Source organism: Streptomyces sp. BI87, from assembly GCF_025957665.1.
Taxonomy (GTDB): domain Bacteria; phylum Actinomycetota; class Actinomycetes; order Streptomycetales; family Streptomycetaceae; genus Streptomyces; species Streptomyces albidoflavus.
Genome location: NZ_CP110079.1, coordinates 5,321,479 through 5,333,723, shown reverse-complemented (window position 1 = coordinate 5,333,723; position 12,245 = coordinate 5,321,479). Strand labels below are relative to the sequence as shown.

At 72.3% G+C, this 12,245-nt stretch carries 10 protein-coding genes; all 10 read right to left on the bottom strand.

Annotation, left to right across the window (positions count from 1 at the left end):
* Positions 1–48: 48 nt before the first annotated feature.
* Positions 49–768, bottom strand: a complete 720-nt coding sequence (locus OIM89_RS23765; protein WP_264491607.1) for a YggS family pyridoxal phosphate-dependent enzyme — start codon at positions 766–768, stop codon at positions 49–51.
* Between the two features lie 20 nt (positions 769–788).
* Entirely contained in the window at positions 789–1,574 is a 786-nt protein-coding gene (gene pgeF / locus OIM89_RS23760) for a peptidoglycan editing factor PgeF (RefSeq protein WP_151169773.1), read from the bottom strand.
* Positions 1,575–1,582: 8 nt separating this feature from the next.
* On the bottom strand, positions 1,583–2,815 hold the full coding sequence (gene ftsZ, locus OIM89_RS23755) for a cell division protein FtsZ (RefSeq protein ID WP_195731143.1): 1,233 nt from the start codon (positions 2,813–2,815) through the stop codon (positions 1,583–1,585).
* 275 nt (positions 2,816–3,090) lie between these two features.
* Positions 3,091–3,882 carry a cell division protein FtsQ/DivIB gene (locus OIM89_RS23750; RefSeq protein WP_030699571.1) on the bottom strand — a complete coding sequence of 264 codons (792 nt, stop codon included), beginning with the start codon at positions 3,880–3,882 and terminating at the stop codon, positions 3,091–3,093.
* Positions 3,883–3,926: 44 nt separating this feature from the next.
* Entirely contained in the window at positions 3,927–5,024 is a 1,098-nt protein-coding gene (murG, locus tag OIM89_RS23745) for an undecaprenyldiphospho-muramoylpentapeptide beta-N-acetylglucosaminyltransferase (protein ID WP_030699572.1), read from the bottom strand.
* A 6-nt stretch (positions 5,025–5,030) separates the two neighbouring features.
* Complete coding sequence (gene ftsW / locus OIM89_RS23740) at positions 5,031–6,374, bottom strand: putative lipid II flippase FtsW (RefSeq protein ID WP_030699573.1); 1,344 nt, start codon at positions 6,372–6,374, stop codon at positions 5,031–5,033.
* Between the two features lie 99 nt (positions 6,375–6,473).
* Positions 6,474–7,919 carry a UDP-N-acetylmuramoyl-L-alanine--D-glutamate ligase gene (murD, locus tag OIM89_RS23735; RefSeq protein WP_047469155.1) on the bottom strand — a complete coding sequence of 482 codons (1,446 nt, stop codon included), beginning with the start codon at positions 7,917–7,919 and terminating at the stop codon, positions 6,474–6,476.
* Complete coding sequence (gene mraY, locus OIM89_RS23730; protein WP_003947584.1) at positions 7,901–8,974, bottom strand: phospho-N-acetylmuramoyl-pentapeptide-transferase; 1,074 nt, start codon at positions 8,972–8,974, stop codon at positions 7,901–7,903. The genes murD and mraY overlap by 19 nt, the downstream gene beginning before the upstream one ends.
* A complete protein-coding gene (locus tag OIM89_RS23725; RefSeq protein ID WP_030699575.1) occupies positions 8,971–10,395 on the bottom strand; it encodes a UDP-N-acetylmuramoyl-tripeptide--D-alanyl-D-alanine ligase in 1,425 nt (474 codons plus the stop codon). Before OIM89_RS23725 ends, mraY begins: the two co-directional genes overlap by 4 nt.
* 4 nt (positions 10,396–10,399) lie before the next feature.
* Positions 10,400–12,244, bottom strand: a complete 1,845-nt coding sequence (locus tag OIM89_RS23720) for a UDP-N-acetylmuramoyl-L-alanyl-D-glutamate--2,6-diaminopimelate ligase (protein WP_078858174.1) — start codon at positions 12,242–12,244, stop codon at positions 10,400–10,402.
* Position 12,245 lies beyond the last annotated feature (1 nt).

Sequence of the window (12,245 nt, the reverse complement as noted above, 5' to 3'; positions counted from 1 at the left end):
TGCGGGAATGACCATATTTTCTGCTGTGGTCCGACTTGCTTCGCGACGTTACCCGAGCGCGGGTCGGACTCCGAGTACCGCACTGCCGACGCGTACATGTGTCGCCCCGGCGGCCACGGCGTGTTCGAGGTCCCCGCTCATCCCCGCGGAAACCATGGTGGCAGCAGGCCAGGCCGCGCGCAGGGAGGTTGAGATTTCCCTCAGTCGTTCGAAGGCCGCCGCGGGCTGCCCGGCGTACGTGCCGGACAGAGGTGCGACGGTCATCACGCCACCGAGCCGGAGCCCGGGCGCCGCCTCGATCAGACCGGCCAACTCCTCGACACCGTCCGGCGCCACGCCGCCCCGGTCGCCGCGGCCGCCGGCCTCCGCGTCGAGGGCGACCTGGACCAGGCAGCCCAGTTCGCGCCCGGCGCGCTCGGCGGCCGAGGAGAGAGAGGTCACCAGCTTCGCGCGGTCGACCGACTGCACGAAATCGGCGTAACCCGCCACGGAACGGGCTTTATTGGTCTGCAACTGGCCCACGAAGTGCCAGGTCAGGTCAAGGTCCGCACAGGCCGCCGCCTTGGGGGCGGCGTCCTGGTCACGGTTCTCGGCGACCTCCCTGACCCCCAGTTCGGCCAGCAGCCGCACGTCGGAGGCCGGGTAGGTCTTGGTGACCACGATCAGGGTCACCTCGTCGCGGTCCCGTCCGGCCGCCGCGCAGGCACCGACGATCCGCTGCTCCACCCGCTCCAGATTGGCGGCGAGTTCGGTCTTTCGGTCGGTCATCTCTTCCAGTCCGCCCATGCTCATCGGTCCAGTGCCTCGGAAGGCGCGGCGAACCCCGCCTTCCGAGGCGCCAGCCACACATAACCGGCGAGCCGTCCCGTGGTCCCCTCGCGCCGGTACGAGAAGTGGTCGGCCGACTCCAGGGTGCAGACCGGCGACGCCTGCCGGTCCGTCACCCCGAGCCGCCCCAACTGGGCGTGGACGCCGGCGACCACGTCGACCGCCGGGGTACCCCAGCTCGTCTCGGCGTACGCCGCCGGTTCCACCGCGGCCACCTCGGCACGCAGCGCCTCGGGCACCTCGTAGCACCGGCCGCAGACGGCGGGACCGGTACGGGCGGTGATCCGGGCGGGGTCGGCGCCGAGCCGTACCATCGCCTGCACCGTGGCCGGGACCACGCCCGCCGCCATGCCGGGGCGTCCGGCGTGGGCGGCGGCGCAGACCCCGGCGACGGGGTCGGCCAGCAGCACGGGGACGCAGTCGGCGGTGAGGACGGCGAGGGCGAGGCCGGGCCGGGCGGTGACCACGGCGTCCACCTCGGGGACGGGCCGCTCGCCCCAGGCTCCTTCGACCACGGCGACGTCCCGGCCGTGCACCTGGTTCATCCAGACGACGTCGGCGGCGTCGAGGCCGAGGGCCCCGGCGGCGCGGACCCGGTTGGCACGCACCGCGGCGGGGTCGTCACCGACGGCCCCGCCGAGGTTCAGCTGCGCGTACGGAGCGGCGCTCACTCCGCCCCACCGGTCGGTGAAGGCGAAGTGGGCGCCGCCCGCGGTGCCGTGCTCCCCGGACGCGGGTCCGGGCACCGGCGATATCACTTGAGGAAGTCCGGCACGTCCAGTTCCTCGGCCTGGCTGTCGTACCGGGCCGGGGGAACCTGCGGGGGTGCCACCGGGGTGGTGGGCAGCTCGGCGGCCGGGGCCGGCTCGGGTTCCGCGGCGGCCGGCTGCTGGGACGGCTCCTCGCGCGGGGTGACGCTGCCGAGGCCGCCGAAGGCCGGGCGGGCCGGTTCGGCGGCCGCCGCCGGGCGGGCGGCCGGTGCCGGCTCCTCGCGCTTGGCGGAGGAGGAGCCGAGGACGTTGTCCCGCTTGGCCGGCGGCTGGCCGCCGTCGAAGCCGGCGGCGATGACGGTGACCCGCACCTCGTCGCCGAGCGCGTCGTCGATGACGGCGCCGAAGATGATGTTGGCCTCCGGGTGGGCGGCCTCGCTGACCAGCTGGGCGGCTTCGTTGATCTCGAACAGACCGAGGTCGGAGCCGCCGGAGATGGAGAGGAGGACCCCGCGGGCGCCGTCGATCGACGCCTCCAGGAGGGGGGAGGAGATGGCCATCTCGGCCGCGGCCACCGCGCGGTCGTCGCCGCGGGCGGAACCGATCCCCATCAGGGCCGAACCGGCCTCGGACATGACCGACTTGACGTCGGCGAAGTCGAGGTTGATCAGGCCGGGGGTGGTGATGAGGTCGGTGATGCCCTGGACGCCGGAGAGGAGCACCTGGTCCGCGGACTTGAAAGCGTCGAGAACGCTCACCTGACGGTCCGAGATGGACAGCAGGCGGTCGTTGGGGATGACGATGAGGGTGTCGACCTCTTCGCGGAGTTCGGCGATGCCGTCCTCCGCCTGGTTGGCCCGGCGGCGTCCCTCGAAGGTGAACGGGCGGGTGACCACGCCGATCGTGAGGGCGCCGAGCGAGCGCGCGATGTTGGCCACGACGGGGGCGCCGCCGGTGCCGGTGCCGCCGCCTTCGCCCGCGGTGACGAAGACCATGTCGGCCCCCTTGAGGACCTCCTCGATCTCCTCGCGGTGGTCCTCTGCCGCCTTGCGGCCGACGGCCGGGTTGGCTCCGGCGCCGAGTCCGCGGGTGAGTTCCCGGCCGACGTCGAGCTTGACGTCGGCGTCGCTCATCAACAGCGCCTGGGCGTCCGTGTTGATGGCGATGAACTCGACGCCCTTGAGACCGACCTCGATCATCCGGTTGATGGCATTGACACCACCGCCGCCGACACCGATGACTTTGATGACTGCGAGGTAGTTCTGCGGTGCTGCCACGTCGAAGGCCTCTCGCCTCGATTACGTGTCGCCGCCGGGCGATGCCGCTCGGCGGACGACTGATGTCGAATGGGGACGGTCCGAACGCCGACCCGAACCCTAACGTTGACGTTCAGGGTTACCAGTGTGCCTGTTTCCTGGACTGTTCCGGACAGGACACTAAGTCGACAAGCGGCGCGCGTTCAACGAACACGCCGAACCTCCCGTTTTTCTTTTCACCCTATGTGATCACCCGTAGCACGGGCCAACCAGGGTGCTGGCCTGCGGATCTTCCGTCAACCGTCCGATGCCGCAGGGGCGGTGGGCACGCTCACGTCGAAGTGACGGGCCTTCGGCTCCGCTTTCAGGAGTGCGGCGAGCGCCTTCGCCTTCGTATCACCCTTCTCACCACTTCCCCAGACAACCGTGCGGTTTCCGCTCAACTCCAGCGAGATGGCGTCGAAGGACCGCACCCGGACGGCCCTCAGCTCCCCCCGCACCGACGCGGGGACGTCGGCGGCCGCGGTGACCGCCTCGGCCCGGAGCCTGCTCGCGGGAAAGCGTTTCAGGCTCGGGGAGCGGGCGGCGTCCAGCTTCAGCAGGGGCACGCCCTTCGGCCGCGTACCCACCGTCGCGAACCGCACGCCTTCCCGGTCCACTTCACCATATTGTCCGTTCTTCGCGATGATCAGAACGGGCCGGCGCTCGCTCACCCGCAGCTCGATGCCGTGGGGCCAGGAGCGTTCCACCTCGGCGGTGCGCAGGCGGGGCAGTTCGGCCAGGAGCCGGGCGGCGACGGCGTCGGTGTCGACGGAGGCGAGCGGGACGCCCTTCGGCACGGCGGCGGCCTTCTCGACCTGTGCCGGGGTCAGTACCCGGGTGCCCTCGGCGGTCACGGACTCGACCCGCAGCCACGAGGAGCCGTAGAGAGCCCAGACGGCCGCCCCGCCCAACAGGGCGGCGGCGGCCGCGAGAAGCAGGAGGAGGCGTCCGCGGCGCGGCCCGGAACCCGGTGCCTTCGCGGACCGCGCGGGCGGCTCCTCGGTCCCGGAGTTCCGCCCGCGCCGGGCGGTCGTCGTTGCGGCCACGCTCCCTGTCGCCTCCTGCGTCATGGGGGGCGTGGGCCGCCCCCTCAGTGGTTGGCGCGCCGTGCGGCGATCGCCTCGTACACCATGCCGACGAGCAGGTCGTCGGCGTCCCGGCGGCCGAACTCGGAGGCCGCGCGGGACATTTCGTACAGCCGGTGCGGGTCCGCGAGGACCGGCAGCACATTCTGCTGCACCCACTCCGGCGTCAGTTCCGCGTCGTCGACGAGGAGTCCGCCGCCGGCCTTGACCACCGGCTGGGCGTTGAGCCGCTGTTCGCCGTTGCCGATGGGCAGCGGGACGTAGGCGGCCGGGAGCCCGACGGCGGAGAGTTCGGCGACGGTCATGGCGCCGGCGCGGCAGAGCATCATGTCCGCCGCCGCGTAGGCGAGGTCCATGCGGTCCACGTACGGTACCGGGATGTAGGGCGGCATCCCGGGCATGTTGTCGACGTGCGGCAGTTCGTTCTTCGGGCCGACCGCGTGCAGGATCTGGATGCCCGCTCGCTGGAGCGAGGCGGCGGCCTGCTGGACGACCTCGTTGAGGCGGCGGGCGCCCTGGGAACCACCGGAGACCAGCAGGGTCGGCAGGTTGGGGTCGAGGCCGAAGGCGGCGCGCGCCTCGGGGCGGACCCGGGCGCGGTCCAGGGTGGCGATGGCGCGGCGCAGCGGGATGCCGATGTAGCGGGCGTCCCGCAGCTTGCTGTCCGGGGTGGAGACGGCGACGCCGTGGGCGTACCGGGAGCCGATCTTGTTGGCCAGGCCCGGGCGGGCGTTGGCCTCGTGGACGACGATCGGCACGCCGAGCCGCTTGGCCGCCAGGTAGCCGGGGAGGGCCACGTAGCCGCCGAAGCCGACGACCGCGTCCGCCTTGGTGCGCTCCAGGACCTGCTCGGCCGCCTTGATCGTGCCGCGCAGCCGCCCGGGGACGGTGATCAGCTCGGGGGTGGGCTTGCGGGGCAGGGGGACGGCGGGGATCAGCGCCAGTTCATAGCCGCGCTCCGGCACGAGCCTGGTCTCCAGGCCGCGTTCCGTGCCCAGCGCCGTGATCCCCACGGTCGGGTCCTGCCTGCGCAGGGCGTCCGCGAGGGCAAGCGCCGGCTCGATATGACCGGCGGTCCCCCCACCGGCGAGTACGACATGCACCGAAATTCACCGCTCTCCGGACGAGCGCCCGCGGGCGCGCCGTCGCATCGTGTTCCATCTCACCGCTGCCCGCTTCCTGCCGGGCAGTCTCATGTCCAGTGCCGCCCGTGCGGCCGGGTCCGCCCGCGCGAACGCGATGAGCAGCCCGATGGCGGCCATGGTCGGCAGCAGGGCGGACCCACCGTAGGAGAACAGCGGGAGCGGGACACCGGCGATCGGCAGCAGGCCGAGCACCGCACCGATGTTGATCACGGCCTGCGCCATGATCCAGGTGATCACACCTCCCGCGGCGTACCTCACGAAGGGGTCCTCCGTGCGTCCGGCCACGCGGATACCCGCATAGCCTAGAGCCGCGAAGAGCGCGAGTACCGACAGTGTCCCGGCGAGGCCGAGTTCCTCCCCCGTGATGGCGAAGATGAAGTCGGTGTGCGCTTCCGGCAGTTGACCCCATTTTTCCACACCCGCACCGAGACCGGAACCGAAGAATCCGCCGGACGCGAGCGCGTAGCTGCCGTGCAGCGGCTGGAGGCAGATGTCGGCGGGGCCGGCGTCGGTCGCCCCGAGGCAGCTGAGCCGCGCCATGCGGTTGGGGCTGGTCCAGATCAGCAGGGCGCCGATGGCGGCGGCCACCGCGAGGACCGAGGCGAAGAGGCGGGTGGGGGCGCCGGCGATCCACAGCAGCCCGAAGAGGATCGCGGTGAGGATCACCGCGGTGCCCATGTCGCCGCCGAGCATGATCAGGCCGAGCAGGATGAAGGCGGCCGGGACCAGCGGGACCAGCAGGTGCTTCCACTGGGCCAGCAGCCGCCGCTCCTGTTTGCGGGCGAGGAGGTCGGCGCCCCAGAGCACCAGGGCGAGCTTGCCGAACTCGCTGGGCTGGATTTGGAAGGGGCCGCCCAGAGAGATCCAGTTGGTGTTGCCGTTGATCTCCTGGCCGATGCCGGGGACCTGGACCAGGGCCATCAGCGCGACCGAGCCGACGATGATCGGGTAGGCCAGCGCCCGGTGGAGCTTGACCGGCATCCGGGCGGCGATCACCAGCAGCACCCCGCCGGCGAGGGCGGCGACGAGCTGTTTGGAGAAGAAGTAGGAGCTGCCCAGGCCCTTGTTGATGGCATACACCATCGAGGAGGAGTACACCATGATCAGCCCGAGCACGATCAGGAGCACACTGGCGCCGGCGATGACGTAGTACGCGGTCAGCGGGCGGTCCCAGGCGCGTTGCACGCGGCGGCGGAAGCGGGTGACCGGGTTGTCGCGCAGGCGGGCGCCGAGGGGGCGCCCGGCCGGGGGCGCGGTGGTGCGCGGGCGCGGCGCGGTGCGCCGGCTCCGGTCGGTGTCGGCCGGCATGGTCGCTGTCCCCTCCAGTCGTCCCCGGCGCGGCGGTTCCTCGCACCGGCCCGCCCCGCCCTCGGCGGGCGGCGGCGGGCCGGAGGCGGGGTGCGGGCGTCAGGCGCCTGTGGCCAGGGCCCGCACGGCCTCGGCGAACGCCTCGCCGCGCCGGTTGTAGTTGGTGAACATGTCCATCGAGGCGCAGGCCGGGGCCAGCAGCACGGTGTCGCCCGCCTCGGCGAGGTCCCGGGCGGCGGTGACCGCCGCGGACATCGCCCCAGTGTCGGTCCGGTCCAGGTCGACGACCGGGACGTCGGGGGCGTGTCGGGCGAGCGCCTCGCGGATCAGGGCGCGGTCCTGGCCGATGAGGACGACGCCGCGCAGCCGGTCGGCGGCGGAGGCGACCAGGTCGTCGAAGACGGCGCCCTTGGCGAGCCCGCCGGCGATCCAGACGATCGGCCGGTAGGCGTTCAGGGAGGCTTCGGCGGCGTGGGTGTTGGTGGCCTTGGAGTCGTCGACGTAGGTGACGCCGTCGATCTCGGCGACCTTCTCGATCCGGTGCGGGTCCGGGGCGAAGGCGCGCAGGCCGTCGCGGACGGCTCCGGCCTCGACGCCGTAGGCGCGGGCGAGGGCGGCGGCGGCGAGGGCGTTGGCGATGTTGTGCGGGGCGGGCGGGTTCACGTCGGCGACCTCGGCCAGTTCCTGGGCCTGCCGGTGCCGGTCGGGGACGAAGGCCCGGTCGACCAGGAGCCCTTCGACGACACCCAGTTCGGAGGGGCCGGGGGCGCCGAGGGTGAACCCGACGGCACGGCAGCCCTCCTCGACGTCGGCGGCGCGGACCAGGGCCTCGGTGGCCGGGTCAGCGGTGTTGTAGACGCAGGCGACCCGGTTGCCCTCGTAGATCCGGCCCTTGTCGGCGGCGTACGCCTCCATGGAGCCGTGCCAGTCGAGGTGGTCGGGGGCGAGGTTGAGGACGGCCGCGGAGTGGGCGCGCAGGGAGGGCGTCCAGTGCAGCTGGTAGCTGGAGAGTTCGACGGCGAGGACGTCGTACGGCTCCTCGGCGAGGACCACGTCGATCAGCGGGGTGCCGATGTTGCCGACGGCCTCGGTGCGCAGGCCGGCCGCGGTGAGGATGGCGGCGAGCATCCGGGTGGTCGTGGTCTTGCCGTTGGTGCCGGTGACGCAGAGCCAGTCGGCGGCGCCCTCGGGCCGCAGCCGCCAGGCGATCTCCACGTCGCCGACGACCTCGACGCCCGCCTCGGCGGCGGCCGCGAAGAGCGGCGAGTCCGGCTTCCAGCCCGGCGAGGTGACGACCAGGTCGGTCGGCTCGGGGAGGGTGTCGGCGTCGCCGAGGCGGACGGTGACGGTGCCGGGGGTGTCCGACGCGTCGAAGGCGGCGGCGAGCTGGGCGGCGCGCGCCAGGTGCTGTTCGCTCTCGCCGCCGTCGACGACGGTGACGTGCGCGCCGAGGCCGGCCAGGGCGCGAGCGGCGCTGATGCCGCTCACCCCGAGGCCGGCCACGGTGATGTGCTGGTCCTGCCAGGTCACTTGATGGCTGCCCATCCTGCGTAGAAGATGCCGAGGCCGACGATGACGCACATGCCCTGGATGATCCAGAAGCGGACCACCACAAGGACTTCGGACCACCCCTTGAGTTCGAAGTGGTGCTGGAGTGGTGCCATCCGGAACACCCGCTTGCCGGTGAGGCGGAACGAGCCGACCTGGATCACCACGGACATGGTGATGAGGACGAAGAGGCCGCCGAGGACGGCGAGCAGCAGCTCGGTGCGGGAGCAGATGGCGAGACCGGCGAGGGCGCCGCCGAGGGCGAGCGAACCGGTGTCACCCATGAAGATCTTGGCGGGCGACGTGTTCCACCAGAGGAAGCCGAAGCAGGCGCCCATCAGCGCGGAGGCCACCACGGCGAGGTCGAGCGGATCTCGTACCTCGAAACAGGCCGCCGGGTTGGTGAGGACCTCCGCGTTGGCGCAGGACTCCTGGAACTGCCAGACGCCGATGAAGGTGTACGCGCCGAAGACCATGACGGAGGCGCCGGTGGCGAGGCCGTCGAGGCCGTCGGTGAGGTTCACGCCGTTCGACATGGCGAGGATCATGAAGAGCGCCCAGATGACGAAGAGCACCGGGCCGATCTTCCAGCCGAAGTCGGTGATGAACGACAGGCGGGTGGAGGCCGGCGTCTGGTCCCGGTTGTCGGGGAACTGGAGCGCCAGCACGGCGAAGGCGATGCCGACGATGAGCTGTCCGGCCATCTTCGCCTTGGCCCGCAGGCCCAGCGAACGCCGCTTCACGATCTTGATGTAGTCGTCGAGGAACCCGACGAGGCCCATGCCCGCCATCAGCCCGAGCACCAGGAGACCCGAGAAGGTCACCGAGTAGCCGGTGATGAGCTTGGACAGGAAGTACGCGATGATCGTCGCGAGGATGAAGGCGATACCGCCCATCGTCGGCGTCCCGCGCTTGGAGTGGTGCTCGCGCGGACCGTCGTCGCGGATGTACTGGCCGTAGCCCTTCTTGGCCAGCAGCTTGATCAGCAGTGGTGTGCCGATCAGCGTCAGGAACAGTCCAATGACGCCGGAGAGCAGGATCTGCTTCATCATCGGGCGGCGACCTCACCCTCGCCCGTACCGTCCGCCAGCAGAGCGGCGGCGACCTTCTCCAGTCCCACGGACCGGGAAGCCTTCACGAGTACGACATCGCCTGGGCGCAGCTCGCTGCGCAGCAGGTCGACCGCCGCCTGTGCGTCGGACACGTGCACCGACTCCTCACCCCACGAACCCTCGTTGTATGCGCCCATCTGCAGCCAGGCCGCTTCCCTGCCGCCGACTGCCACGAGCTTGCTCACGTTCAGCCGGACGGCGAGCCGCCCGACGGCATCGTGTTCGGTGAGCGCCTCGTCCCCCAGCTCGGCCATCTGTCCGAGCACCGCCCAGGTGCGGCCCCCCTCGCCGCGGCGGGCGCCGCCCATCGCCACGAGCGCGCGCAGGGCGGCCCGCATGGATTCGGGGTTCGCGTTGTAGGCGTCGTTGACGATCGTCACACCGTCCGGGCGCTCGGTGACCTCCATCCGCCACCGGGACAGGGACTCCGCCTCGGAGAGCGCTTGGGCGATCTCGTCCACGGGCATGCCCAGTTCCGATGCGACGGCGGCGGCGGCGAGCGCGTTCGACACGTGGTGCTCACCGTACAGGCGCATGGTCACGTCGCCGCACCCGGAGGGTGTGTGCAGCGTGAAGGCGGGGCGGCCGTTCTCCGTGAGACGGACATTCTCGGCGCGGATGTCCGCTTCGGGCGCTTCGCCGAAGGTGACGACCCGTGCCTTGGTGCGTGACGCCATGTCACGGACGAAACGGTCGTCGGCGTTGAGGATCGCGACACCGTCCTCGGGGAGCGCCTCGACCAGTTCGCCCTTGGCCTGGGCGATCTGCTCGCGGCCGCCGAACTCGCCGATGTGGGCGCTGCCGACGTTGAGGACGACACCGATCCGCGGCGGGGTGAGGCCGGTGAGGTAGCGGATGTGGCCGACGCCGCGGGCCCCCATCTCCAGGACGAGGTGGCGGGTGTCCGCTTCGGCGCGCAGCGCGGTGAGCGGCAGCCCGATCTCGTTGTTGAGGGAGCCGGGCGTCCACACCGTGGGCGCGACGCGCGTCAGGAGCTGCGCGACGAGGTCCTTGGTGGAGGTCTTGCCCGCGGAGCCGGTGAGGGCGACGACGGTGGTGCCCAGGCGCTCGACGACGGCGCGCGCGAGCGCGCCGAGGGCGCGCTCCACGTCGTCCACGACGAGGGCGGGCACGCCGACGGGGCGGGTCGCGAGGACGGCGACCGCTCCGGTCTCGACGGCGGTGGCCGCGTAGTCGTGGCCGTCGGCCCGTTCACCGGCGAAGGCGGCGAAGAGGCTGCCTGGGGAGGCGAGCCGGGAGTCGATCACGACCGGTCCGGTGACCTGGGCGTCCAGGTCCGGTATGTCGGCGGGTTGCCCGCCGACGATGCTGCTGATCTCGGCCAGGGAGAGGGCGATCACAAGTTCATCCCGCGTTCTTCTGAGGGGTTGCCTGTGCGCCAGCGGCCGCCTCGGCGGCCTGCTGGGTGGTACCCGGCAGGTCCGCGGCGGCCCGGCGGGCCTCGGCCCGCTCGATGGCGGCACGCAGCACCAGCCGGTCGTCGAAGGGGCGGACCACGCCGTTGATGTCCTGGCCCTGTTCGTGGCCCTTGCCGGCGACCAGGACGGTGTCCCCGGCCTCGGCGCGGACGACGGCCTCGGCGATGGCTCCGGCCCGGTCGGCGTCGATGATGACGTCGCCCCGCTCGTGGATGGGCACCTCGGCGGCACCGGCGAGCATGGTGGAGAGGATCGCGAGGGGGTCCTCGGAGCGCGGGTTGTCCGAGGTGAGGACGGCGAGGTCGGCGAGGCGGGCGGCGGCGGCGCCCATCGGGCCGCGCTTGGTGGTGTCCCGGTCGCCGCCGCAGCCGAGCACGATGTACAGCCGCCCCTCGGTGACCTTGCGCAGGGCGCGCAGCACCGATTCGACGGCGTCGGTCTTGTGGGCGTAGTCGACCACCGCGAGGTACGGCTGTCCGGCGTCGACGCGCTCCAGGCGGCCGGGGACGCCGGGGACGGCGGCGATGCCGTCGGCGGCGGTCTGCGGGTCGACGCCCGCGGCGGCGAGCGCGACGACGGCGGCCAGGGTGTTGGCGACGTTGAAGGGACCGGCCAGCGGCGAACGGGCGCTGATCCGCTCGCCCCCCGGGCCGACCGCGACGAAGGTGGAGTCGAGGCTGCCGACGAGCACGTCCTCGGCGCGCCAGTCGGCGTCGGGGTGGCCCTCGGCCGAGAAGGAGATGACGGGCACCTCGGACTCGGTCAGCAGGCGGCGCCCGTACTCGTCGTCGTAGTTGACGACGCCGAGTTTGGAGCGGGCTTTGGTGAAGAGCTGTGCCTTGGCCCGGAAGTAGTCCTCCATGTCGGAGTGGAACTCCATGTGTTCCGGGCTGAGGTTGTTGAAGACGGCGACGTCGAAGACGCAGGCGTCGACGCGGCCGAGGACCAGTGCGTGGCTGGAGACCTCCATGGCCAGGGCGCGGACGCCGCGTTCGCGCATGACGGCGAAGAGCGCCTGGAGGTCGGTGGCCTCGGGGGTGGTGCGCTCGGACTTGATGCGCTCGTCGCCGATGCGCATCTCGACGGTGCCGATGAGTCCGGTGGGCGGGATCTCCTCGCCGGTCTCCTTCGCCCGGGCCTCCTGGGCGGCGCGCAGGCCCCCCTCGATGAGGTAGGCGGTGGTCGTCTTGCCGGAGGTGCCGGTGATGCCGATCTGGAGCAGGTCGCGGCCGGGGTGCCCGTACAGGGTGGCGGCGACCTCGCCCATGCGGCCGCGCGGGTCACCGACGACCAGCACGGGCAGCCCGGTCGCGAGGGCGGGGCCCGCGCCGGCCGGGTCGGTGAGGATGGCGGCGGCGCCGAGGCTCGCGGCCTGGGCGGAGAAGTCGGCGCCGTGGACGCGGGCGCCGGGCAGGGCGGCGTAGACGTCGCCGGGGCGCACGGCGCGGGAGTCGTGGGTGATGCCGCTGAGCGCGATGGCGGCGCCCTCTTCGCCTGGGACACGGGCCTCGGCCCCTCGGGCGTCGACGCCGAGCTGATCGGCCAGTTCCTCCAGCGTGGTGGCGGGAACCTGGAGCGGGCGCGGAGGCCCCGGGTAGGTCACGGGAGCACCCTTCAGTGCGGCCTGCGGTGTTTCGGAGTGATCAGCGTGTGGCACGGCGGTGAGCGTACCGGGCGCACCCCTCCGGTCGCGAAATGAGGGGGCGGCGGGTCCGGTGGCGTCGTCGCCTTCCGGGCGGTGGTTCCCCGGTTCGGGGGTGATCGTATCCACG

Coding starts and splice junctions, on each gene's coding strand:
- ftsW (WP_030699573.1), bottom strand. CDS start 6,374: ATGCCGGCCGACACCGACCGGAGCCGGCGCACCGCGCCGCGCCCGCGC.
- OIM89_RS23765 (WP_264491607.1), bottom strand. CDS start 768: ATGACCGACCGAAAGACCGAACTCGCCGCCAATCTGGAGCGGGTGGAG.
- murD (WP_047469155.1), bottom strand. CDS start 7,919: ATGGGCAGCCATCAAGTGACCTGGCAGGACCAGCACATCACCGTGGCC.
- mraY (WP_003947584.1), bottom strand. CDS start 8,974: ATGATGAAGCAGATCCTGCTCTCCGGCGTCATTGGACTGTTCCTGACG.